The sequence below is a fragment of the Streptomyces hawaiiensis genome (assembly GCF_004803895.1).
Lineage (GTDB): Bacteria > Actinomycetota > Actinomycetes > Streptomycetales > Streptomycetaceae > Streptomyces > Streptomyces hawaiiensis.
Genome location: NZ_CP021978.1, coordinates 6,493,160 through 6,516,440 on the forward strand (window position 1 = coordinate 6,493,160; position 23,281 = coordinate 6,516,440).

Annotated in this window: 16 protein-coding genes and 1 pseudogene; 14 read left to right on the forward strand and 3 right to left on the reverse strand. The window is 70.8% G+C overall.

Annotated elements, in window-relative coordinates:
• The first annotated feature begins 611 nt into the window (after window positions 1-611).
• Both nrdR and CEB94_RS29985 read left to right on the forward strand, forming a co-directional pair.
• Window positions 612-1,172, forward strand: coding sequence for a transcriptional regulator NrdR (nrdR, locus tag CEB94_RS29980; protein WP_175435143.1), 561 nt, complete (start codon window positions 612-614; stop codon window positions 1,170-1,172).
• 163 nt (window positions 1,173-1,335) lie between these two features.
• Window positions 1,336-4,227, forward strand: coding sequence for a vitamin B12-dependent ribonucleotide reductase (locus CEB94_RS29985; protein WP_175435144.1), 2,892 nt, complete (start codon window positions 1,336-1,338; stop codon window positions 4,225-4,227).
• Between the two features lie 84 nt (window positions 4,228-4,311).
• Here the strand turns inward: CEB94_RS29985 and CEB94_RS29990 are convergent, their stop codons facing one another.
• Complete coding sequence (locus CEB94_RS29990) at window positions 4,312-4,845, reverse strand: TerD family protein (RefSeq protein WP_175435145.1); 534 nt, start codon at window positions 4,843-4,845, stop codon at window positions 4,312-4,314.
• Window positions 4,846-4,998: 153 nt separating this feature from the next.
• Here CEB94_RS29990 and CEB94_RS29995 point away from each other — a divergent pair, with 153 nt between their 5' ends.
• The 6 genes and pseudogenes from CEB94_RS29995 to CEB94_RS30015 all read left to right on the forward strand — a co-directional run bounded on the left by CEB94_RS29995 (window position 4,999) and on the right by CEB94_RS30015 (window position 9,167).
• A complete protein-coding gene (locus CEB94_RS29995) occupies window positions 4,999-5,604 on the forward strand; it encodes a YdbC family protein (protein ID WP_175435146.1) in 606 nt (201 codons plus the stop codon).
• A 177-nt stretch (window positions 5,605-5,781) separates the two neighbouring features.
• Window positions 5,782-6,441, forward strand: a complete 660-nt coding sequence (locus CEB94_RS30000; RefSeq protein WP_175435147.1) for a histidine phosphatase family protein — start codon at window positions 5,782-5,784, stop codon at window positions 6,439-6,441.
• 12 nt (window positions 6,442-6,453) lie between these two features.
• Window positions 6,454-7,359: an ADP-ribosylglycohydrolase family protein gene (locus CEB94_RS30005; protein WP_175435148.1), complete on the forward strand. Its 906-nt coding sequence runs from the start codon at window positions 6,454-6,456 to the stop codon at window positions 7,357-7,359.
• Window positions 7,360-7,536: 177 nt separating this feature from the next.
• A pseudogene (locus CEB94_RS41135) lies at window positions 7,537-7,691 on the forward strand (TetR family transcriptional regulator); the annotation flags it as partial.
• 82 nt (window positions 7,692-7,773) lie between these two features.
• The gene (locus tag CEB94_RS30010; RefSeq protein WP_175435149.1) at window positions 7,774-8,475 is read left to right on the forward strand and encodes a ribonuclease HII; all 702 of its coding nucleotides are present in this window, start codon (window positions 7,774-7,776) and stop codon (window positions 8,473-8,475) included.
• A gap of 62 nt (window positions 8,476-8,537) precedes the next feature.
• A complete protein-coding gene (locus tag CEB94_RS30015; RefSeq protein ID WP_175435150.1) occupies window positions 8,538-9,167 on the forward strand; it encodes a hypothetical protein in 630 nt (209 codons plus the stop codon).
• Window positions 9,168-9,446: 279 nt separating this feature from the next.
• On the opposite strand, the gene CEB94_RS30020 is transcribed toward CEB94_RS30015, so the two are convergent.
• Together CEB94_RS30020 and CEB94_RS30025 are read right to left on the reverse strand one after the other, a co-directional pair.
• Window positions 9,447-10,058 carry a hypothetical protein gene (locus CEB94_RS30020; protein ID WP_107459927.1) on the reverse strand — a complete coding sequence of 204 codons (612 nt, stop codon included), beginning with the start codon at window positions 10,056-10,058 and terminating at the stop codon, window positions 9,447-9,449.
• A 309-nt stretch (window positions 10,059-10,367) separates the two neighbouring features.
• Complete coding sequence (locus CEB94_RS30025) at window positions 10,368-12,533, reverse strand: RecQ family ATP-dependent DNA helicase (protein ID WP_175435151.1); 2,166 nt, start codon at window positions 12,531-12,533, stop codon at window positions 10,368-10,370.
• A 141-nt stretch (window positions 12,534-12,674) separates the two neighbouring features.
• Here CEB94_RS30025 and CEB94_RS30030 point away from each other — a divergent pair, with 141 nt between their 5' ends.
• The 6 genes from CEB94_RS30030 (at window position 12,675) to CEB94_RS30055 (ending at window position 23,277) form a co-directional block, all read left to right on the forward strand.
• Window positions 12,675-14,483, forward strand: coding sequence for a DUF4192 domain-containing protein (locus CEB94_RS30030; protein ID WP_175435152.1), 1,809 nt, complete (start codon window positions 12,675-12,677; stop codon window positions 14,481-14,483).
• A gap of 623 nt (window positions 14,484-15,106) precedes the next feature.
• Window positions 15,107-17,026, forward strand: coding sequence for a glycogen debranching N-terminal domain-containing protein (locus tag CEB94_RS30035; protein ID WP_175435153.1), 1,920 nt, complete (start codon window positions 15,107-15,109; stop codon window positions 17,024-17,026).
• Window positions 17,027-17,155: 129 nt separating this feature from the next.
• Complete coding sequence (locus CEB94_RS30040) at window positions 17,156-17,914, forward strand: NUDIX hydrolase (protein ID WP_175435154.1); 759 nt, start codon at window positions 17,156-17,158, stop codon at window positions 17,912-17,914.
• A 132-nt stretch (window positions 17,915-18,046) separates the two neighbouring features.
• Window positions 18,047-20,260, forward strand: coding sequence for an ABC transporter ATP-binding protein (locus tag CEB94_RS30045; RefSeq protein WP_175435155.1), 2,214 nt, complete (start codon window positions 18,047-18,049; stop codon window positions 20,258-20,260).
• A 161-nt stretch (window positions 20,261-20,421) separates the two neighbouring features.
• Window positions 20,422-21,309, forward strand: coding sequence for a FadR/GntR family transcriptional regulator (locus CEB94_RS30050; RefSeq protein WP_175435156.1), 888 nt, complete (start codon window positions 20,422-20,424; stop codon window positions 21,307-21,309).
• Between the two features lie 426 nt (window positions 21,310-21,735).
• Window positions 21,736-23,277 (forward strand): RNA polymerase sigma factor, encoded by a 1,542-nt coding sequence (locus CEB94_RS30055; RefSeq protein ID WP_175435157.1) that lies wholly within the window; start codon window positions 21,736-21,738, stop codon window positions 23,275-23,277.
• Window positions 23,278-23,281: the final 4 nt, after the last annotated feature.

The following is a 23,281-nucleotide window of genomic DNA, read 5'->3' on the forward strand; positions in this document are numbered from 1 at the left end:
TCGATGGTCTCCCTGCTGGACAACGGTAGTTGCTTTCGAAAGGTTGCGCCAAACACACGTTCGAGTGAAAAATCGCGAATCACCGGACGCGATCATGTGTCCGGGTGTATTGGCGGCCGCGCCACCTGGCGGGCAAAAGGGCCCATTGCTGTACTCTTCACCGCCGGGGTGATCGCCTCGTGGACTGGTGTCCCCAGTCTGCCATCCGGCATTCCCCTGCCCCGGGACCAGCCCGCATCTGTGCGGGAGTCCCACGCCCCCTCCTCGCGGCGCCCACGGTATCTCCGCATGTGCCGCGGCGATACGGCTGTGCCGGAACGGATGGCGCCGCCTCCCGGACGAAGCCCTTGCGCCGGGGTCTCCTGAGGGGCGCGGGGCCGGTGCGGCAGGGTCTGCCGCACGCCACCTGCGCCTACACGCGCGACACGCGGGAGCGGCGTGGATGTATGAGTCAATCCCCACATCTAGTGGTTGGATTGCGGCAGCGACCCAGAAGTTGTGGTCCCCCGGGTCTCGAGGCCCATGGTCATCGCCTATGCTTGGGGCTGCTTCGTGGGGCGCAAGAGGCCCGGCGAGGCTATTGAGTCTGCTGTGAGGAGGGTTGGGAGTTCATGCACTGCCCCTTCTGCAGGCACCCCGACAGCCGTGTCGTCGACAGTCGTACGACCGACGACGGCACATCGATCCGCAGGCGCCGCCAGTGCCCTGACTGCTCCCGTCGTTTCACGACCGTGGAGACGTGCTCGCTCATGGTGGTGAAGCGGTCCGGAGTCACCGAGCCCTTCAGTCGTACGAAGATCATCAATGGTGTGCGCAAGGCGTGCCAGGGACGGCCCGTCACCGAGGACGCGCTCGCCCAGCTCGGCCAGCGGGTCGAGGAGGCGGTGCGGGCCACCGGAAGCGCCGAGCTGACCACCCACGACGTGGGGCTGGCCATACTCGGTCCGTTGCAGGAGCTCGATCTCGTCGCCTATCTGCGATTCGCCTCCGTCTATAGGGCGTTCGACTCGCTCGACGACTTCGAGGCGGCCATCGAGGAACTCAGGGCGCAGACGGGACACCCCGACGCGGACGACGGAGGTCACGAGGACGCGGCTTCGGGGAGCCAGGAAGACGACCGCGGGCCCCAAGGGACGGAACAGATCCCCGAGCCCGCCGGCGCCGCCGACTGACCGGCGGGCCGGACCGGAAGGCAGCTCCGGGCCCGGCCGGGTGGCGGCGATGAGAAGACCTGTTGCGGGCGATGTGAGTGGGTGCCCGCAACACCAGACAGAACACCGTGCCACGGGAACAACGGGGCACTTCAGGGCGTTTTCGCCCGTACAGGGAGGCGGCATGACAGAGACGGCGAGCGGTCCGGCACGGAGTTCCCGCGCCAAGAGCCCCAAGGCGAGCAAGAGCCTGCGTATCGAGCGCATCCACACCACCCCTGGGGTCCACCCCTACGACGAGGTGGCATGGGAACGCCGTGACGTCGTCATGACCAACTGGCGCGACGGCTCGGTCAACTTCGAGCAGCGTGGCGTCGAGTTCCCCGACTTCTGGTCGGTGAACGCGGTCAACATCGTCACCAGCAAGTACTTCCGCGGTGCTGTGGGCACCCCGCAGCGCGAGACCAGCCTGAAGCAGCTGATCGACCGCATCGTGAAGACGTACCGGAAGGCCGGGGAGGACCACAAGTACTTCGCCTCGCCCGCCGACGCCGAGATCTTCGAGCACGAGCTGGCGTACGCCCTCCTGCACCAGATCTTCAGCTTCAACAGCCCTGTCTGGTTCAACGTCGGCACCAAGCAGCCCCAGCAGGTCTCCGCCTGCTTCATCCTGTCCGTCGACGACTCCATGGAGTCGATCCTCGACTGGTACAAGGAAGAGGGAATGATCTTCAAGGGCGGCTCCGGCGCCGGCCTGAACCTCTCCCGGATCCGTTCCTCCAAGGAACTGCTGTCCTCCGGCGGCAATGCCTCCGGCCCGGTCTCCTTCATGCGCGGTGCCGACGCCTCCGCAGGAACGATCAAGTCCGGTGGCGCCACCCGACGCGCCGCCAAGATGGTCGTCCTCGATGTGGACCACCCGGACATCGAGGACTTCATCGAGACCAAGGTCAAGGAAGAAGAGAAGATCCGCGTCCTGCGCGACGCCGGCTACGACATGGACCTGGGCGGCGACGACATCACGTCCGTCCAGTACCAGAACGCCAACAACTCGGTCCGTGTCAACGACGAGTTCATGACGGCGGTCGACCAGGGCGGCCAGTTCGGGCTGCGCGGCCGGATGACCGGCGAGGTCATCGAGGAGGTCGACGCCAAGGCGCTCTTCCGCAAGATCGCCGAAGCCGCCTGGGCCTGCGCCGACCCCGGCATCCAGTACGACGACACCATCAACGCCTGGCACACCTGCCCCGAGTCCGGCCGGATCACCGCGTCGAACCCGTGCAGCGAGTACATGCACCTGGACAACACGTCCTGCAACCTGGCCTCGCTGAACCTGATGAAGTTCCTGAAGGACGACGGCAAGGGCAACCAGTCCTTCGAGGCCGAGCGTTTCCAGAAGGTCGTCGAGTTGGTCATCACCGCGATGGACATCTCGATCTGCTTCGCGGACTTCCCGACCCAGAAGATCGGCGAGAACACGCGCGCGTTCCGCCAGCTCGGCATCGGCTACGCCAACCTCGGTGCCCTGCTGATGGCCACCGGCCACGCCTACGACTCCGACGGCGGTCGCTCCCTCGCCGGTGCCATCACCTCCCTGATGACCGGCACGGCCTACCGCCGCTCCGCCGAACTCGCCTCGGTCGTCGGCCCGTACGACGGTTACGCCCGCAACGCCGACGCCCACAAGCGCGTCATGAAGCAGCACTCGGACGCCAACGACAAGGCCGTCCGCATGGACGACCTGGACACCCCGGTGTGGGCCGCCGCCAGCGAGTCGTGGCAGGACGTGCTGCGCCTCGGCGAGAAGAACGGTTTCCGTAATTCCCAGGCGTCCGTGCTCGCCCCGACCGGCACCATCGGCCTGGCGATGTCCTGCGACACCACCGGTGTCGAGCCCGACCTCGCGCTGGTCAAGTTCAAGAAGCTCGTCGGCGGCGGCTCGATGCAGATCGTCAACGGCACCGTCCCGCAGGCCCTGCGCCGCATGGGCTACCTGGAAGAGCAGATCGAGGCGATCGTCGCCCACATCGCCGAGAACGGCAACGTGATCGACGCCCCCGGGCTCAAGCCCGAGCACTACGAGGTGTTCGACTGCGCCATGGGCGAGCGGGCCATCTCCCCGATGGGCCACGTCCGTATGATGGCCGCGATCCAGCCGTGGATCTCCGGCGCCATCTCCAAGACGGTCAACATGCCGGAGACGGCGACCGTCGAGGAGGTCGAGGAGATCTACTTCGAGGCCTGGAAGCTCGGCGTCAAGGCGCTCGCGATCTACCGTGACAACTGCAAGGTCGGCCAGCCCCTCTCCGCCAAGACCAAGGAGAAGGAGAAGGTCGAGATCACGGAGAAGACCGAGGAGACGATCCGTACCGCGGTCGAGAAGGTCGTCGAGTACCGCCCGGTCCGCAAGCGCCTCCCGAAGGGACGTCCCGGCATCACCACGTCCTTCACCGTCGGCGGCGCCGAGGGCTACATGACCGCCAACTCCTACCCGGACGACGGTCTGGGCGAGGTCTTCCTGAAGATGTCCAAGCAGGGCTCGACCCTCGCGGGCATGATGGACGCCTTCTCCATCGCGGTCTCCGTCGGCCTCCAGTACGGCGTGCCGCTGGAGACGTACGTCTCGAAGTTCACCAACATGCGCTTCGAGCCGGCCGGTATGACGGACGACCCGGACGTGCGGATGGCGCAGTCGATCGTCGACTACATCTTCCGCCGCCTGGCGCTGGACTTCCTGCCCTTCGAGACCCGCTCCGCGCTCGGCATCCACTCGGCCGAGGAGCGTCAGCGTCACCTGGAGACCGGCTCTTACGAGCCGTCCGACGACGAGGTCGACGTCGAGGGCCTGGCCCAGTCGGCGCCGCGCGCCCAGGAGCTGAAGGCCGTTTCCGCTCCGAAGGCCGAGGAAGCGGTCAAGCCCGCCCCGCAGCAGGCCCACACCAGCGCCGAACTGGTGGAGATGCAGCTTGGCATCCAGGCCGACGCCCCGCTGTGCTTCTCCTGCGGGACGAAGATGCAGCGCGCCGGTTCCTGCTACATCTGCGAGGGCTGCGGCTCGACCAGCGGCTGCAGCTGAGCCGAACGCATGAGCCGATGACGGAGGGGCACCGCCTGCGGGCGGTGCCCCTCTCGTCGTACCCGCCTCGTCGCGGTGGCGAGGTCAGGGCCGCTGTGCCGCCCCCATCGTCCTGGTGAAGTCCACGGGATCGCCCTCGAAACCACGGAGTCCGGGGTGGAAGCCCCACGGGCCGGAGCCCTCCCGGGCGAACTCCGCGACCGTCGCCGCCGTCGCCCCCAGGACACCGCCGAAGTCGTCCTCCGCCAAGACGGTGTACCCCTCGCGGATACGCAGTCCGGGGTTGCTCACACTGACGAAGGTGCGCTCCGCCGGGCGCTGCTGGATGACGACACCGACCACCACGCGCGCGTACCGGACGTCGAGGCGGTCGAGTTCCAGCGTCATGACTTCGTCGTAGCCGAAGCCCTGGCCGTCCTTGCTGTCCCGGTTGAGAGTGATGGTGCCGTCGGGGGAGCGGCTGTCGAAGTGCACCACGTACGCGGGATCGCCGTGCGGATCGTCCGCCGGATAGGTCGCCGCGACCAGGTCCAGATCGGTGGACGGCTGCCCCGCCGGGCTGGGATCCCACCGCACCGCGATCTCGACCTTGCGAAGCCCCTTGTTGAGCCCGTCCACCAGCGTCCCCTTCCCCGTCGGCCCGTCCGTTGGCCCCAACTGACGGGCGTCCATGAGTGTTTGTCCATCCTGCCACGCGCGCGGGCACGCGCGTGGCGGAGCGGTCCAGCCGAGAGTGACCGACGCCACGCTCCGTGGCCTTACCATGGCGCGGTGCTGGTCAAGTGGATTCGCTGCACCGTGGTGGACCGCCGCGGTTTCGAGCGGGGGCAGCGGAAGTGGGCGGGGCTTCTGGGGGAGCCGGGTTTTCGCGGGCAGGGGGGTGGCTGGAGCCGGGGGCGGCAGGACGTGGCGCACATCTTCGCGTTCTGGGAGAGCCGCGCCTTCTACGACTCCTTCATGGCACGGTCTCACGACCGGCTCGCGTCGGCCCAGGCCGGCACGTTCAAGAACGCCCAGGTCAGGCTCTTCGACCACCGCTTCGACGTGAAGACCGGTTTCGAACCGCGCTTCACGGACGCCGACCTGCTCCGGGTGGCGCTCTGCCGTATCCACGAGGAGCGAGCCGAGCACTTCGTGCTGATGCAGGAAAAGGTCTGGAACCCGGCGATGGCCGGCTCGCCCGGCATGGTGCGCGGGCTGTTCGGTGAGGCACCCGGGAACGAGTTCCTGGTGCTGTCGATGTGGCGATCAGCCGCCGAGCACGGCAAGTACCGCACCGAACGCGTGGAGCGGCTCGCCCTGAGGGCGCAGACGGAGGCGGACGTGGCGGCGCTCACCGGGGACGTCGTGGACATGGAATCAAGTTGGACGGTCTGATTCCGGGTGGGCGGGTTGCTCCGGGCGCGGTGCTGACTGGGTGAGCCCGGACGACGGAGCTGTTCCGGTCGGACATGCGTGCGACCGGTGTGACCTGTGGTGCGGGAATCGTGTGACCTACGCTGTATGGGGGCGGGGGGAGTGCTCCACCGGCCTCACTCGATCTAGGGTCTTGGCATGGCACGACCACGGCGCATCGTCCTTGTCCGGCACGGCGAGTCAACGGGCAATGTCGATGACTCCGTTTACGAGCGTGAACCCGACCATGCCCTGGCGCTGACCGAGCGAGGCCGACGGCAGGCGGAGGCGACGGGCGAACAGTTGCGCGAGATCTTCGGTGACGAGCAGGTCAGCGTGTACGTCTCCCCGTATCGTCGTACGCACGAGACCCTGCGCGCGTTCCACCTCGACCCCGGACTCATACGGGTGCGCGAGGAACCCCGGCTGCGTGAGCAGGACTGGGGCAACTGGCAGGACCGGGACGAGGTCCGCCTCCAGAAGGCCTACCGGGACGCCTACGGCCACTTCTTCTACCGATTCGCCCAGGGCGAGTCCGGCGCCGACGTCTACGACCGGGTCGGCGGGTTCCTGGAGAGCCTGTTCCGCAGCTTCGAGGACCCCGACCACCCGCCGAACGTCCTCATCGTCACCCATGGCCTGGCGATGCGGCTGTTCTGCATGCGGTGGTTCCACTGGACGGTCGCGGAGTTCGAGTCGCTGTCGAACCCGGGGAACGGTGAGGTGCGGATGCTCGTTCTGGGGGACGACGGCAAGTACACACTCAACCGGCCGTTCGACCGCTGGCGAGATCCCGAGCCGTACGGGATCACCGGATAGAGTGGCAGGGCGATGACCGCTGATTCCTCCCCCGACGTGCGCCTGGACCGCGCCCTGGCCTGCCTGCGCGGACTGTCCGTCGGGGACGCCCTGGGTTCCCAGTACTTCGTGCCGGTGAACTACCCGCTGCTGAAGCGCCGCGAGGTGCCGTCCGGGCCGTGGCAGTGGACGGACGACACGGAGATGGCCGGCTCGGTCGTCGCCGTCCTGGCCGCCCACCACCGCATCGACCAGGACGCGCTGGCCCGCTCCTTCGCCGAGCACCACGACTTCGACCGGGGCTACGGTCCTGCGGTCAACCGACTGCTGCGCCTGGTCCGGGAGGGTGGCGACTGGCGGAAACTCGCTGCCGCGCTCTTCAAGGGACAGGGCTCCTGGGGCAACGGCGCGGCGATGCGGATCGCCCCGCTGGGCGCCTGGTACGCCGACGATCCGGAGCAGGCGACCCACCAGGCGGAGATCTCGGCCTACACCACCCATCAGCACCGCGAGGCCGTCGTCGGGGCCATGGCCGTCGCCGCGGCAGCCGCCTTCGCCGCCGCCCCGGACGGGCCGCCCGGCGCCGAGACCCTCCTCGACGGTGTCATCGACCTGGTGCCGAAGAGCGCCGTGGGTGCGGGACTCCGCCGGGCCCGGGACATGCTCGACTACGGCGACCCGGGCACGGTCGCGGCGGTACTGGGGTGCGGACGGCGTACGACAGCCCACGACACCGTGCCCTTCGCCCTCTGGTCGGCCGCCAGAAGTCTCGGCGACTACGAGCAGGCGTTCTGGACGACTGCCCAGGTGGGCGGGGACGTCGACACCACGTGCGCCATTGTCGGCGGCGTGATCGCCTCGGGGAAGGCGGGGGCGCCGCCCGCAGTGTGGGTCGAGCGGACGGAGCCGCTTCCGGACTGGGTGCCCACGTCGGCCTGACATCAGGGCTCCTGCCGCCTTCAGAAACTCTCTGTGCACATCGGGAACTCTCCGTGATCGCCCGCCCGTTGTTCTGACATCAACTGTGCGAGCCGGCGGGGAGGGTGTCGCCGTCGGCGCCCAGACCGCTGCAGCAGTTCGACGCCACCCCGACGAAGGAGGTGTCCGGGTTTCGCGCTTCGCCCGGTGACCGCGAACGGTGATGTCTTCGACGTCGTACCGGCGATGATGATGTACCGCTCAAGATGTGCGGCTGTGAACGGCGGGATCGCGAAGTCGACGAGATGACCGACCAGTTGATGGTCCCGCTGCTGCGGCCGAACGATGCCTGACCGGGGGTCTCACCCGCCGTGACGCGGACGCGGCGGACCGGGGTGTCGCGGGCGGTTCCGGGCGGCGTAATCTAGGGGCGCCATGCCGTACGAACCGCCTACTCACACCGTCGAGCGCTCCCTTCGCGCCACGACCGGAGCGAAGATCGTTGCAGGTGTCGACGAGGTGGGGCGCGGCGCGTGGGCCGGTCCCGTCACCGTCTGCGCGGCGGTCACCGGATTGCGCCGTCCGCCCGATGGGCTGACGGACTCGAAGCTGCTCACCATCAAACGACGTACCGTCCTCGCCGAGGAACTGCGGACCTGGGTGTCGTCATACGCGCTGGGGCATGCCTCCCCGGAGGAGATAGACACCCTGGGAATGACAGCCGCGCTGCGGCTCGCGGCGGGGCGGGCGCTGGACACGCTGCCGGTCCGTCCCGACGCGGTCATCCTCGACGGCAAGCACGACTACCTCGGTGCGCCCTGGCGGGTCCGTACGGTGATCAAGGGCGACCAGTCCTGCGTGGCGGTCGCCGCGGCCTCGGTGATCGCCAAGGTCCAGCGCGACAAAATGATGGCCGAACTGGGTATCGACCATGCAGACTTCGGTTTTGCGGACAACGCCGGGTATCCATCACCCGTGCACAAGGCCGCACTGGCGGAGCGGGGCCCCACCCCCTACCACCGGTTGTCATGGGCGTATCTTGATGCGCTGCCCCAGTGGCGGCACCTCAAGAAGGTCCGCAGCTGGGCGGACGGAAGTGTTCCGGAAATCGAGGGTCAGCTCGGCTTCGATTTCTGACGGTTTCGTTCGCACGCCACCCGCCGACGCGGGTCGTACCAACGTTTGATAAATATCAAGTCATGCCTCTCATTCCCGAGGAGCCTCAGATTCACGAGAGTGCCCAGGGTCCCCGCGCCACTCCGGCCAGCGGCCGCACCGCGCCGACCCCCCGTCCCGTACCCGGCCCCCGTCCCGCGGCTCCGTCGCGTCCCGGCCGCCCCGGCCCTCTCCGGCCGGCGCCGCCGGTGCAACGTGCGCCCCGCGACGTGGCCGCCGAGCCCGCCCCGTCGGGTCCCGCCGCCGGTGCCGCCACTGCGGTCACCCCGCAGCTCCAGCTCATCCCGGCTTCCGTGGAGGGGGCGCTCGACGCCGCCGAGGAGGCTTTGGACCTGCTGCTGGACTCGGGTCGCGCCCCCGGCGACGTGCTGGTGATCACCACAGGCGAGCAGCACCCGTGGGCCGCCCACGAGCTGTCCTTCGGTGAAGCCTCCTACTGGGCCCAGCACGACGCCGGCGACGACGTCTTCTACACGGATGCCACCATCGCGGCCCGCGCCGCGTCGCGTCCGGTGGTCGTGGTCGCCGTCAACGGCGGCCCCGAGGCCGCAGCCGTGAGCGCCCTGTCCCTGGCCCACTCCCGGGCCGGCGCCCTGCTGATCGTCTGCGGCGACCCGCAGCGGATCAACTCGGTGCTGGGCGCGGGCGTCTGAGCCGGTGCCGTAGCGCCCGAGAGCGCGCTGGGGGAGGACTGCAGGCGCCGCCGCGGCGGCGCCTGCACGGTGGGTGGTTCGCCATGCCCGGAGGGCCGGAGACCGTTCCCGCGTGAGGCCTTGGTCGAGCTGAGGAGTGCTGCTGTGGCAGACCCCCCGTGCTTGCGGCTCGGCCAGGTCAGGGTTCGGGTGCTTGCCCGGATGCCCTCGTAGGAATCGGGGCGTGCCGCGCGAGGGGGCGCGGTCCCGGATCCGTGCCGGATCGGGTCTGGCCGGGGCTCAGCGTGCCGCCGCTGCGCGGCGCAGTACCTCGGAGGCGCCGCCGGTGCGCGGTATGGGTGGCGGTGCCTCCGACGTGGCGAACGGCTCCGGTGCCGAGGCCGAGTGAGGGCGGCGTCCGCCACGGCCCTCGCCCAGGACCTGCCAGCCGTCACGAGTCAGCGTGATGTACGCCCCGCAGCGCAACCCGTGCAGGGTGCACGCGTCGCGCAGGCCCCACATCCACGCGCCGTCCTCCTCCGTCCAACGCGCGTCGCCCTCACGGCAGTAGAGCAGCACCGCCGTACGAACCGGCGTGCGGCGGCGCAGATCGTGCGGGATGACCCGGCGCAACTGTGCGAGCAGCGCGTTGCGGAACATCCAGCCGTCGGCCGGGGCCGGACGGCGCACGAACGAGGCGCTCGCCCGCAGCCGCTCGTCCGGGTCGAGCACGGCGACGACAGCGGTCGCGGGCTGCGGGTGGTGACGGGCGTGCAGTCCGCTGACGATCTCGCGGGGGTTGCGCAGGAGTGGGATCCCGGCGGCGGCCCATTCCGCGGGTTCGAGCAAGCGGTTGGCGGAAGCGGCGGACGTCGACGCCGCTGCCGAGGCCGGAGCGAATCCGAAGGTCACGGTCCTCCCTTCGGCTACGCGCCCACACTGCGGGCGGGGTCGGATTCCTGGGAGCGCGCACCGCAGCGAAGCCCTACCGGAGCGGCCGGCGAGCCGTGCGGGAGCGGACCTCAATTCTTCCTGTCGAACTTGAATGCGGCAACGAGCAATTGAGGCAGCCGACCGTTATCAGATGATGCGCGGCTAATATCCCCACCGTGTGTCTCCGGACCACCCATGGGGCGTTCGAGCACGACACGTTCGTACGTCATGGGGGTGTGCGGCGTCCAGGGGTGTGCGCCGGGGCAGCACCCCAGCCCGGGCACGCCGTCAGCCCTGCACGGCCAGCACCAGCGGCAACACCCCCTGCGCGCCGGAGCGTCGGAGCATGCGAGCCGCGACCGCGAGGGTCCAGCCGGTCTCCGTGTAGTCGTCCACGAGGAGGACCGGGCCCTGGGCCTCGGCGAGGGCGGACGCGAGGGCGGGTGGCACGACCAGAGCCCCGTCGAGTGCCTTCAGCCGCTGGGCGCTGTTGCTCCGGGAGCCCGAGTGCGCGTCCCCGGTGTACTCGACCGAGCCCAGCAGCGGCAGCCGGCCGATCTCAGCGATGCGCGCCCCGAGGGAGTTGATCAGCTGCGGTCGCGAGCGCGAGGCGACGGTGACGACGCCCGCCGGGCGGGGCCGGCCCTCCGGTGCGCCCGGGGCCCAGCCGCCGGGACCCCTGGCCCAGTCGGCCAGTACGTCGACCACTGCCTTCGCCACGTCGTCGGGCACGGGCCCGTCGGGGGCCTGGGGTGCGAGCAGGGGCCGCAGCCGGTTGCCCCACCCGATGTCCGACAGCCGCCCCAGTGCGCGTCCCGAAGCGGCCTGTTCGCCGGCCGGGATGCGTCCCTTGAGGTCCACTCCGATCGCCGGCAGCCCGGTGGGCCACATCCGTCGGGGCTCCACTTCGACACCTGCCCGGCCCAGGTCCACACGCGCGGCGTCGAGCGCCTCCTCGGACGTGTCGGCGGCGAAGCGCGGACCGGCGCAGTTGTCGCAGCGACCGCACGTCTTGGCGGCCTCGTCGTCCAACTGGCGCTGCAGGAACTCCATACGGCAATCGGTCGTCGTCGCGTACGCGCGCATGGCCTGCTGCTCGGCCTCGCGCTGACGTGCCACCCACGCGTACCGCTCGGCGTCGTACGTCCACGGCTGCCCGGTCGCGATCCAGCCGCCCTTGACGCGCTTGACCGCCCCGTCCACGTCGAGAACCTTGAGCATGGTCTCCAAGCGGGAGCGGCGCAGCTCCACCAGGGGCTCCAGGGCGGGCAGCGACAGGGGCTTCTCCGCGTGCGCGAGGATGTCGAGCGTGCGGCGCACCAGGTCTTCCGAGGGGAAGGCGAGCGACGCGAAGTACTTCCAGATCGCCTCGTCCTCCTTGCCCGGGAGCAGGAGCACCTCGGCATGCTTCACACCTCGTCCTGCGCGGCCCACCTGCTGGTAGTAGGCGATGGGGGAGGAGGGCGAGCCCAGGTGCACGACGAACCCCAGGTCGGGCTTGTCGAAGCCCATTCCGAGCGCTGAGGTGGCGATCAGCGCCTTCACCTTGTTCCCGAGCAGATCCTCCTCGGCCTGCTGACGATCGGCGTTCTCCGTCTTGCCCGTGTACGAGGCGACCGTGTGCCCCCGCTGCCGGAGGAAGGCGGTGACCTCCTCGGCGGCGGCCACGGTGAGGGTGTAGATGATTCCGGACCCCGGCAGTTCGTCGAGGTGCTCGGCGAGCCAGGCCATACGGTGCGCGGCGTCCGACAGCCGCAGCACGCTCAGGCTCAGGCTGTCCCGGTCCAGCGGGCCCCGGAGCACGAGGGCGTCCGAGGTGCCGCCGGTGCCGAGTTGTTCCGCGACGTCGGCCGTCACGCGCGCGTTGGCCGTGGCGGTGGTCGCGAGCACCGGCACTCCTGGTGGGAGATCGGCGAGCATGGTGCGCAGCCTGCGGTAGTCCGGCCGGAAGTCGTGGCCCCAGTCGGAGATGCAGTGGGCTTCGTCCACCACCAGGAGCCCGGTGGCGGCCGAGAGCCGGGGGAGCACCTGGTCCCGGAAGTCCGGGTTGTTGAGCCGTTCGGGACTCACCAGCAGGACGTCCACCTCACCCGCGGCGATCTCGTCCTGAACGGCATCCCACTCCTCCGTGTTGGAGGAGTTGATGGTCCGGGCGCGGATGCCGGCCCGAGCCGCCGCCTCGACCTGGTTGCGCATGAGCGCGAGCAGCGGGGACACGATCACGGTCGGACCGCTGCCCCGCGCCCGCAGCAGCGACGTCGCCACGAAATACACCGCGGACTTGCCCCAGCCCGTGCGCTGGACGACCAGGGCACGGCGTCTGTCGGCGACCAGCGCCTCGATCGCCCGCCACTGGTCCTCTCGCAGCCGGGCCTCTCCCGAGACGTCCCCGACGAGACGGGTGAGGACGGCGTCGGCCGCCGCCCGGAGTTCCGTGTTGCTCGTGTGCTCCATGCGTTCCATACAACAGGACGGCACCGACATCCGGAGCGGTGCACCGAGAGCTGTGGACGCGCCGGCCTCGGCTGACGTGTCCCTGATCGGACTTATCCACAGGGTCAAGCGGAGGTTTGCGTTCCGCGAGATCGTCTTCGCATGACGAACCACAGCGAAACGAGCGGATCCCCAGAGCACGGTGACATCACCGGGCCCGAGGCGCAGAGCGGGCACCAGAACGGTGAACAGGAGAAGAAGTCGAGCGAGGCGTCCCGGCTGCACGGCCCCAGCCCCGCGTACGACAGTCACGGCGGCGAGCATCAGGTAACCCTGCGTACTCCGGCCGAACTGGCCGACGCCCTGCCGTACCTGCTCGGATACCGCCCCGAGGACAGCATCGTCCTGGTCGCCCTGCACGACAGGGACGGCCGCGGGCGGTTCGGAGGCCGGGCCCGGCTCGGTATCCCCGCGAACGCGGACGACTGGCCCTCCGCAGCCCGGCAACTGTCCCATGGCCTCGTGACGGGCAGCGAGCGCCGAGGCGCGCGGCCCGAGTCGATGGTCGCCTTCCTGTGCCAGGAACCGGACAAGGGCCAGAGCGGCCGCCAGGTGATGGAGCGGCTGCGGCCGCTGGCCCAGAGGCTGCGCGTCGAGTGCGGTTCCCTCGGCGTGGTGGTGGTCGAGGCGCTGTGCATCTCGGAGGGCCGCTACTGGTCGTACTGCTGTGACAACGCGACATGCTGCTCCCCCGAGGGAGCCCGCATGGGCCTGCCGGGCACCTCTGTGCTGGCCGCGGCGGCCACCTACGCCGGTATCCAGGTCCGCGGCACACTGCGGGAGCTCCGGGCCCGGCTGCTGCCCTGGGAGAACGCCGCGGCCCTCGAGCAGGAGGCCGCCCTGGACACCGCCAGCATGGCGCTGGTGCCGAAAATCCTGGACGACGCGGGCCGTGTCGCCGTGGCCGACGAGACGCTGGAACTGGCCGGGAGGATCCTGGACCGCTTCGCCGAGGCGCAGGCCGTCTCCGGCATGCTCCTGGCGGATCTCCGCGACGACGAACTGCTCGGGCACGACGAGGCCGCCCGGCTGATCCTCGGCCTCCAGGACCGAGCGACCCGCGACCGCGCGGCGGAGTGGATGGAGGGAGACGAAGCCGAGCGCGCCCTTCGCCTTTGGCGGACACTGGCTCGCCGCTGCGTCGGGCCGTACGGCGAACATGCCGCCGCGCCGCTCACCCTCGCCGGCTGGGTCGCATGGTCCACCGGCGACGAACTGGAGGCCCGCGAAGCCCTCGCCATGGCCCTGGGCGCCGATCCCGACTACCTCTTCGCCCGACTCCTGCACCAGGCCTGCAATGAAGGTCTCGACCCGGAGTCGATCCGCAGCTGCCTGCGAGCGGAGCGCAAAGGCCGCGGGCGCGTGGGGGCCGACCTCTTGGAAGCACGGGCGGACGGTGACGCGGCCGACGGATGCGAAACGACCGCGGCACGCGAGATCGAGCGACACGACAGGCCCTCACCAGTAGCGGCGCCGCCCGACCTCCGTCCCGTCGGCAAGCCTTCACGGGCAGTGGTGCCGCCCGGGGGTGAGTCGTACGGCAAGCCTTCACCGGCTGCGGTGCCGCCTGAGGCCGAGTCGCACGACAGGCCTTCACGGGCAGTGGTGCCGTCACGTCGTCGCCGCCGTTCCCGTCCCGCCGGCACCGCCTCCGCCCGTACCGGCGCGGAAGGCCGTGACACGGGCGCCCGGACCTCCCGTCGGCGCACACCGGCGGGCACCACGCACCCTGCCGGTGCCACCCAAACCGGTCCTCGCGCAGGCCGTGCGGCGACGGCGGGTACCGCGCGGCCCGGCAGCGTGCGAACGGGCGGCACGCGTGCGCGTACGTCGGAGAAGGCAGCCCTGCCCTGCCGGGACACGGGCCAGGAAGGCGTACGGCCCGGCCAGGGCACGGACGGGGAGGAGTGAGCCTCCGGCGGGCGGCACCTGCGTGCGTGGGGCCGGGCCACAGGCGTGACTCGGAGGACGCTCCCGCCGTTCACCTGAGTGGCGGAACGGCTGGACGGGCTGTGACGCCGCACTGCCCCTGCCCCGCCGGAGCCCTCCGGTACCGGCGCCGAACCCGATCGAGGCGCACCGAGCGCAGAGGAAACCTTCCCATGCAACAGCCGACTCCGCCCGCCGCCGCCGACGACCACCGCCCCCAGGGCGGTCCCCCACCGCCCCTCGGGTCGGATCTCGACTCGCCCGGGGTGGCGGCGCCCTGGGCGGGGGACCAGGTCGTCCCTCCGCGACCAGCGGCACGTGTGGACGGTTACGGGCCGAGGTTCCCCGGCAGCTCGTCATACCCCTCTGCGCCCACCGGCCCCGACTCGCGCCCCCCGTCGTCGCCGGGGCGCGGCCGTTCGTCTCCCCGGTGGGCAAACCAGAATCGTCGCCCTGGTGCGGGGTCGGGGTATGGCCCAGCCTCCCCGCCCTTCGCTCAGGGGCGGAATCCCTCGTCCGGGGAGCGCTCGTCTCCGCCCCCGCCCCGGGGGGCCACGATCCCCGGACTGCGCTGGTCCGCCGACTTGCCCCCCGTCCACACGGCGATGATCTGTGTCGCCCTTCCCGGCCTAGCCATCTCGACCGAGGAAGGGCAGCTGACCGGCCGGGGTCTTGAGGGGTTCTACCGTGCCGGCCGGCGCGTGCTCTCCCGGTGCGAGATCCGGGTCGCCGGACGAGAACCCCTCGCGGTACAGGCCCGGATGGCCTCGGCCGACCGTGCCCGGTTCGTGGGCACACTCCGCACGTCACCGCAGGCGGGCCCGGACCCGGACGTGATCGTGGAACGGAACCGCTTCGCGGACGGCACGGAGCGGATCACCCTGCACAGCGCGGCTCCCCGCCCGCTGCGGCTGCCGGTCGAGATCGTCTTGGGCACGGACCTGGCCGATCTCGGGGCGATCGCCTCCGGCAGCGCGGGGCCCGAACTCACCGCCAGTGTCCACGGCTCCGGCCTGCGCTGGTCCTGCGCCACCGGCAACGCGTCCGTCACGGCCGAACCGCCTCCCTCGGACGCCCTTGCCTCGGCCGGGCTGTTGCGGTGGGAGCTCGACCTGCCGCCCGGCGGCAGCAGAACCGTCGAACTGCGTGTGCGGCCGGACGGCGCGGGACCCCTCCGAGCCGTGGGACGCGCGGCGACGAGCCCTCTGGCCGCCGCGCGTGCGGAAGGCGACGACCAGAGAGTCCCCGCCCTCCTGCGGACGAGCATCGAGGACCTCCAGGCCCTCCTCCTGCGTGACTCCGCGAACCCCGCCGACACTCACCTCGCGGCCGGGGCGCCCTGGCGCTGTGGCATGGCTCCCGCCGACGCGCTCGTCGCCGCCCGGATGGCGCTGCCGCTCGGCACCGGCCTCGCCGCGGGAACGCTGCGGATCCTCGCCCGGACCCAACTCCTCGCCCCCGGAACGCAGTCCGGAATGATCCCCGGCCCCAGAAGAGACGCCGGGCCGCACCTTCCGCCGCAGTGCACCGGAACAGAGGCCACGCTGCTCTTCCCCGCCCTGCTCGCCGAGGCCCGCCTCTGGGGCCTCCCCGACCAGGCGACGGAAGAGCTGCTGCCCGCCGCCGAACGCTGCCTGTCATGGCTGCGGACCACCGTGGGCGACGGCACGTACCTGCGCGACCCGAACCAGGGCGGGCCCGTCCGCTGCGAGACACAGGCACACGCCCACCGTGCCGCCCTGCTCGGCGCCGACCTGCTCGACGCCTGCGGCCGGACCGGGGGAGCGGCACTCCGGCAGTGGGCGCAGGCCCTACGGACCGCGTTCCGAAAGGACTTCTGGATCGAGGACCGCGGGGGCGGCCGGCCCGCGGCCGCCCGTGCGCCGGACGGCAGCCTGGTTCCCCACCTGGGCGCGGCTGCCGTGCACCTCCTGGACACGGGCCTGCTGGGCGGAGGCGAGTCGGCGCCCGGCCTCCTCGACAAGGTCCGGACGGAGCACCTCGCCCGGCTGCTCGGCAGCCCGGTCATGGACTCGGGGTGGGGCCTGCGCGGGCTGGGTGCCAAAGAACCGGGGTTCAATCCGTTCGGCCACCGCGCAGGAGCCGTACGGATTCAGGAGACGGCGATCGCCGTCGCGGGACTGGCTGCCGCCGGCTACGAGAAGGAAGCGACCTCGCTGCTGCGGGGCGTACTCGCGGCCGCCGAGACCTTCGGCCACCGGCTGCCCGAGATGTACGCGGGGGAGCAGCGTACGGAAGGGGGCGCTCCGCTCCCGCACCCGGCAGCTTGCCGCCCCGCGGCCACAGCGGCGGCCGCCGGAGTCCTGCTGCTGACCACCCTCGCCGGTATCCGCCCCGACGCCCCGGCCGGGTCGGTCACCCTGCGCCCCGTACGCAGCGCGCCCCTCGGGGAGATCGGCTTCACGGGGCTGCGCGTGGCGGGCGCCCCGTTCTCCGTGCGGGTCAGCCGACTGGGCCTGGCCATGGTCGAGGAGGCGGCCGACGGACTGCAACTGGGGGTGTGACGTGCAACGACGTGCCAATTCTGGACAAGAGGAGAGGCGGTGGAGTCCCTACCGGACCGAAGTGGATCAGTAGGTGAAGAGGCCGGTGAAAGGAGTGTTTATCGTCAGGCAGACGACTATGATCGCCGCATGCCCTACGACCCGTCAGCGTTTCCGCCCTTCGCCGTCACCGTGGACCTGGTCGTGCTGACCGTGCGCCGCCATGCTCTGTGCGCGCTGGCGGTACGCAGGGGTGAGCCGCCGTTCCAGGGGCGTTGGGCGCTGCCCGGCGGTTTCGTACGGGCCGACGAAGACCTGGCGCAGGCCGCGGCACGCGAGCTGGCCGAGGAGACCGGACTGCGCGTCCACGATCCTGCCGTTCCGGCCCAGGACAACGGCGCACATCTGGAGCAGCTCGCCACCTACGGAGACCCCAAGCGGGACCCCAGGATGAGAGTCGTCAGCGTCGCCCACCTCGCCCTCGCTCCCGACCTGCCCGCGCCCCGAGCGGGCGGAGATGCCAGCAACGCGCGCTGGGCTCCGGTCGAGGAACTGCTGCGGCAGGGCGGCTACGGGCGTGATGCCGAGCCCGGCGCGCCGCTCGCCTTCGACCACGCGCAGATCCTCGCGGACGGAGTGGAGCGAGCCCGCTCCAAGATCGAGTACTCGTCGCTGGCCACCGCCTTCTGCCCGCCCGAGTTCACCGTCGGGGAACTGCGCCGTGTCTACGAGGCGGTGTGGGGCGTGGCGCTCGACCCGCGCAACTTCCACCGCAAGGTCACGGGTACACCCGGCTTCCTCGTCCCCACCGGTGGGACGACCACCCGCCAGGGCGGACGCCCGGCCCAGCTCTTCCGCGCCGGCGGCGCGACGCTCCTCAACCCCCCGATGCTGCGCCCCGAGGTGTGAGCGGCGGGCCGGCGCGGGCTGTGCCGGGCCCGGAACTCGATCCACCCGCAGTCCGGTCACGGGTGAGGGGCCTGTCCGAGGTAGGCCGTGCGATACCCGAAAAACCGGACATAGCGCGCTATCTTGCTGTGAGTGATCCAGGCCTTCGGACTGACCAGCAACCCCCGCAAGGAGCTTCCGCCCGCAGCCGACGACGTCTCATTCGATGCGCGGGCGGGCCGCATCACCGCGCTGCTCGGAGCACCAGGCGCCGGCAAGACGACGGTTCTCAGACTCATGCTCGAACTCCAACAGGGTCGCGGCATCACCCACTTCCGGGGCCGCCCCCTGCATCGCATCGCCCATCCCTCGCGTGAGGTCGGCGTGCTGCTGGGCGACGTGCCCGGGCATCCCGCCCGCACGGTCCGCGGGCATCTGCGCATGCTGTGTGCCGCCGCGGGGGTCCCGATCCGGCGTGCCGACGAAGTCCTCGAGGCGGTCGGGCTTGTGAGCCTGCGCGACGAACGCCTCGGCACCCTCTCCCGCGGCATGGACCGCCGCCTCGGCCTGGCCTGCGTGCTCCTGGCCGACCCGCACACCCTCGTCCTCGACGACCCGGCCGACGGGCTCTCCACCCGCGAGAGCGCCTGGCTGCACGGCATGCTGCGCGCCCACGCCGCCCACGGGGGCACCGTCCTGTTCACCACGGCCGACCCCAAGGGGGCCGCGCGCACCGCCGACCGGGTCGTCACCCTGGAGCAGGGCAGGCTCGTGGCCGACCAGGAGGCTGCGGAGTTCTCGCGCACCCGCCTCCGCCCCCGTGTCGCCGTACGCAGCCCGCACGCGGCCCGTCTGGCGGCGCTGCTGGCCAAACAGGCCCGCACCTCACAGCGCTCTGTCGAAGTCGTCCGAGAGGGCGGCAACCGCCTTTCGGTGTACGGCGGTACCTGCGCGGACATCGGCGAGATCGCGTTCCGCCACGGCATCGTCGTTCACCAACTCGCCGACGAGGTCGGAGACATGGGCCCCGGTGCGGGCCTCTCTCAAGCAAGCGGGCCGCGTGACGGAAGCCTCGCCGAGCAAGGGCGGCGCGTCACTGACACGCACCGGACGACTCTTGCGCCCCGGCCCGGAGAACCGGCATCGTCCCGCGACCCGTCGAGGCCGTTCGCAACAGACCTCACGCCCCTCCCGGCCGAGCCGCGGCCCACGCTTGAGCCGAAATCTCCCTCAGGCGCACCGGAGCAGGCCGCACCGGAGCAGGCCGCACCAGAGGAGGCCGCAGAGCCGTCGCCTTCCTCCGCAGACCCTGCGGTCATCTCCACCGAGCCGCGACCCACGCTTGAGCCGCGATCCCTCGCGGACGCGCCGGCCCCGGTCGCAGACAGGCCGTCGCTGTCCTTCGGGCACCCGCAGCCCGCCGCCGAACCGCACGGACTCCTGGACGCCTCCTCGACCAGCCACTCGAGCGACAGTCCTTCGACGGCGACGGCGACGGCGACGGCGACCGCGCCCACCCCACCCGGCCCCGGCACCCGCTCAGCTCGCACGCTCGACGCACTGCCTCCTCTGCCGCCCCCCATCTCCGTCCGCCCCGCCCCCAGCCCCCTCCGCCCCCTTCGCTACGAGATCCGCCGTGCCACGGGGATCGGCACCGGATTCCTGACGGGGGCCGTCGTGCTTGCCGTGTCCGCCGTGACCGCCGTCGTGCTCGCGCGCATCGGGCACACTCCGCAGCCGCGCCTGCTGGCCGCATGGCCGCAGGAGCTGCCCCTGCCGCCCGCGGCGCTCGGTGCGGGACTGCTCGGTGCGCTGGCCTTCGGCGACGAGTTCCGCCACCCCGCCCTGGCGGCGGACCGCGGCACCGTGCCCCGCCGGCTGGGGCTGCTGGCCGCCAAGCTGGTCGTCGCCTCGGCCACCGCGCTCGTACTGGCCGTCCTCACCGTCGGCTGCGACGCCGAAGTGCTCTATCTCGTCTACGGACGGGAGCTCGCCCAGGTTCCCGCCGCCTGGCTCCCCATGAGTGCGAGTTGGATCGGGCTCGTGGTCGGCTGCGCCTGGGCCGGCGTACTCGCCGCGGGTGTCTTCCGGTCCACCACGGCCGGACTCGCCGCGGTGGCCGCCGTCCCCCTCCTCGTCGTACCCGTCGTGCACAAGCTCGTGAACGGACCGTCCGTGCGAACCGCGGCCGGACTTCCCGTGCGACTGCGAGAGACCCTCCTGCCGCGATGGCCCTTCGGGGGAGAGCGCTACCTGGAGGCCGCGCTCACGGTGATCTCGCAACCTGTGGGCGGAGCACTGACGTTGTCGCTCACCGCGCTGCTCTGCGCGTATCTGCTCGCCACCCTGCGCAGCAGATTCCGGTGACGACTGTCCGTAACCCTTAGTCCGGCCATGCGCACAACTCCCCGCGAAACGCCCATTTCTTTCCGATAAGGCGTCAATTGCGACGGGGTGAGCGATCACCCTTTCGTGTGCTTTTCACCAAAGACCTCAAGGGAGTTGGAGACGACGCCGACAAAGGATGCGTGAGTACCCTTGCGCACACCATGATGACCGCCGCCCGCTCCGCTGACTCCGGCCTCGCGAGCCCGGGCGAACTCGACCGCTACCCGTACGCCGAGGCGCCCGCCGTCGACCGCGTCGGGGTCCCTGCCTGGGACGGCGGGGACCCCGAGCTGGGCCGTGTCGGCCGACGCGCCGCGGGCAGCCGCGGCCGCGGGCTGCACGGCCAACTCGTTCAGCAACTGGGTCAGATGATCGTCTCCGGCGACCTGGGCGCCGACCGCCCGCTGGTGCCCGAGGAGATCGGCCAGCGCTTCGAGGTCTCCCGCACCGTCGTCCGTGAGTCCCTCCGCGTCCTGGAGGCCAAGGGTCTGGTGAGCGCCCGACCGAACGTCGGCACACGCGTGCGCCCCGTCAGCGACTGGAACCTCCTCGACCCGGACATCATCGAGTGGCGGGCCTTCGGGCCACAGCGCGACAACCAGCGCCGTGAGCTGAGCGAGCTGCGGTGGACGATGGAGCCGCTCGCCGCTCGCCTCGCAGCCGGGCACGGCCGTGAGGACGTCCAGCAGCGCCTTGTGGACATGGTCGAGATCATGGGGCACGCGATGGCCCAGGGTGATGCGCTCACGTTCTCCCGCGCCGACTCCGAGTTCCACTCGCTGCTCATCCAGGTCGCGGGCAACCGCATGCTGGAGCACCTCTCCGGGATCGTGTCCGCGGCCCTACAGGTCTCGGGCGGCCCGGTCACGGGCTGTGACCGGCCGAACGAGACGTCCCTGGCGCACCATGGCCGCATCTGTGACGCCCTCGCCACCGGTGACGGAGCGGCGGCCGAGGTGGCCATGCGGCAGCTCCTCACGGTCCACCCTGAGGTGGAACGGGTCGTGCCCGCCCCGCGCGAGCACTGACCGGGTTCCGCGGGCGGCGCGGCCGGGTGTGCCACCCCCCTCCTGTGGCAGTGCCTGATCGGTGATCCGCCTCCCGTCGGACCCCGTGGGATCCTTGAGATCCTGCGGGGTCCGACGGCGCGAAGGGGCCGGGGCTCGGCAGGGTGGCCGAGTTGGCACTACATGTGACCTCTTCTGTCCGCGTCTGACCGTTTTCGTTCGCTTACGGGGTGTGACTCGGGCCACGCGGATTGGGCGTAACGCTCGCGGGAAGAACGCGATGACCTAAGAGGTGACAGCCGCGGAGGGAATACGGACGCCGTTCACGGCGCTGTGCATCTTCCCGGCCCCCGCCCGCGCCGTCGGCCCATCCCCAAGCCGGCGGTCGGCTCCTGTCCACTGTGGACGGGGCCGGAAGCCGTTTTCCAACGTTCCGAGAGGTTGTTCGTGTCGGCCAGCACATCCCGTACGCTCCCGCCGGAGATCGCCGAGTCCGTCTCTGTCATGGCGCTCATCGAGCGGGGAAAGGCTGAGGGGCAGATCGCCGGCGATGACGTGCGTCGGGCCTTCGAAGCTGACCAGATTCCGGCCACTCAGTGGAAGAACGTATTGCGCAGCCTCAACCAGATCCTCGAGGAAGAGGGTGTGACGCTGATGGTCAGTGCCGCAGAGCCCAAGCGCACCCGAAAGAGCGTCGCAGCGAAGAGTCCCGCCAAGCGCACCGCCACCAAGACGGTCGCGGCAAAGGCGGTGACCACCCGGAAGGCCACCGCCACCGCCACGCCGGCGGCGCCCGCCGCCGAGCCCGCCATCGAGGAGGAGGCGCCCGCCAAGAAGGCGGCTGCCAAGAAGACGACCGCCAAGAAGGCGGCCGCGAAGAAGACCGTCGCCAAGAAGACGGCGGCCAAGAAGACCAGCGCCAAGAAGGACGACGCCGAGGTCGTCGAGGAAGAGGTGCTCGAGGAGGCAGCCCCCGGCAAGGCCGGTGAGGAGCCCGAGGGCACTCCCGAGAACGCGGGCTTCGTGCTCTCCGACGAGGACGAGGACGACGCGCCCGCGCAGCAGGTCGCCGCCGCCGGTGCCACCGCCGACCCGGTCAAGGACTACCTCAAGCAGATCGGCAAGGTCCCCCTGCTCAACGCCGAGCAGGAGGTCGAGCTCGCCAAGCGCATCGAGGCCGGTCTGTTCGCCGAGGACAAGCTGGCCAACGCCGACAAGCTCGCCCCCAAGCTCAAGCGCGAGCTGGAGATCATCGCCGAGGACGGCCGCCGCGCCAAGAACCACCTCCTGGAGGCCAACCTCCGTCTGGTGGTCTCCCTGGCCAAGCGCTACACCGGCCGCGGCATGCTGTTCCTGGACCTCATCCAGGAGGGCAACCTCGGTCTGATCCGCGCGGTCGAGAAGTTCGACTACACCAAGGGCTACAAGTTCTCCACGTACGCCACCTGGTGGATCCGTCAGGCGATCACCCGCGCCATGGCCGACCAGGCCCGCACCATTCGTATCCCGGTGCACATGGTCGAGGTCATCAACAAGCTCGCGCGCGTGCAGCGCCAGATGCTCCAGGACCTGGGCCGCGAGCCCACCCCGGAGGAGCTGGCCAAGGAACTCGACATGACCCCCGAGAAGGTCATCGAGGTACAGAAGTACGGCCGCGAGCCCATCTCGCTGCACACGCCGCTGGGCGAGGACGGCGACAGCGAGTTCGGCGACCTCATCGAGGACTCCGAGGCAGTCGTCCCGGCCGACGCGGTCAGCTTCACGCTCCTGCAGGAGCAGCTGCACTCCGTCCTGGACACCCTGTCCGAGCGCGAGGCGGGCGTCGTCTCGATGCGCTTCGGCCTCACCGACGGTCAGCCGAAGACCCTCGACGAGATCGGCAAGGTCTACGGCGTCACGCGTGAGCGGATCCGCCAGATCGAGTCCAAGACCATGTCGAAGCTGCGCCACCCGTCCCGTTCGCAGGTGCTGCGCGACTACCTCGACTGAGCGA

Coding starts and splice junctions, on each gene's coding strand:
- nrdR (WP_175435143.1), top strand. CDS start 612: ATGCACTGCCCCTTCTGCAGGCACCCCGACAGCCGTGTCGTCGACAGT.
- CEB94_RS29985 (WP_175435144.1), top strand. CDS start 1,336: ATGACAGAGACGGCGAGCGGTCCGGCACGGAGTTCCCGCGCCAAGAGC.
- CEB94_RS30000 (WP_175435147.1), top strand. CDS start 5,782: ATGGCACGACCACGGCGCATCGTCCTTGTCCGGCACGGCGAGTCAACG.
- CEB94_RS30005 (WP_175435148.1), top strand. CDS start 6,454: ATGACCGCTGATTCCTCCCCCGACGTGCGCCTGGACCGCGCCCTGGCC.
- CEB94_RS30010 (WP_175435149.1), top strand. CDS start 7,774: ATGCCGTACGAACCGCCTACTCACACCGTCGAGCGCTCCCTTCGCGCC.
- CEB94_RS30015 (WP_175435150.1), top strand. CDS start 8,538: ATGCCTCTCATTCCCGAGGAGCCTCAGATTCACGAGAGTGCCCAGGGT.
- CEB94_RS30025 (WP_175435151.1), bottom strand. CDS start 12,533: ATGGAGCACACGAGCAACACGGAACTCCGGGCGGCGGCCGACGCCGTC.
- CEB94_RS30030 (WP_175435152.1), top strand. CDS start 12,675: ATGACGAACCACAGCGAAACGAGCGGATCCCCAGAGCACGGTGACATC.
- CEB94_RS30035 (WP_175435153.1), top strand. CDS start 15,107: ATGATCTGTGTCGCCCTTCCCGGCCTAGCCATCTCGACCGAGGAAGGG.
- CEB94_RS30040 (WP_175435154.1), top strand. CDS start 17,156: ATGCCCTACGACCCGTCAGCGTTTCCGCCCTTCGCCGTCACCGTGGAC.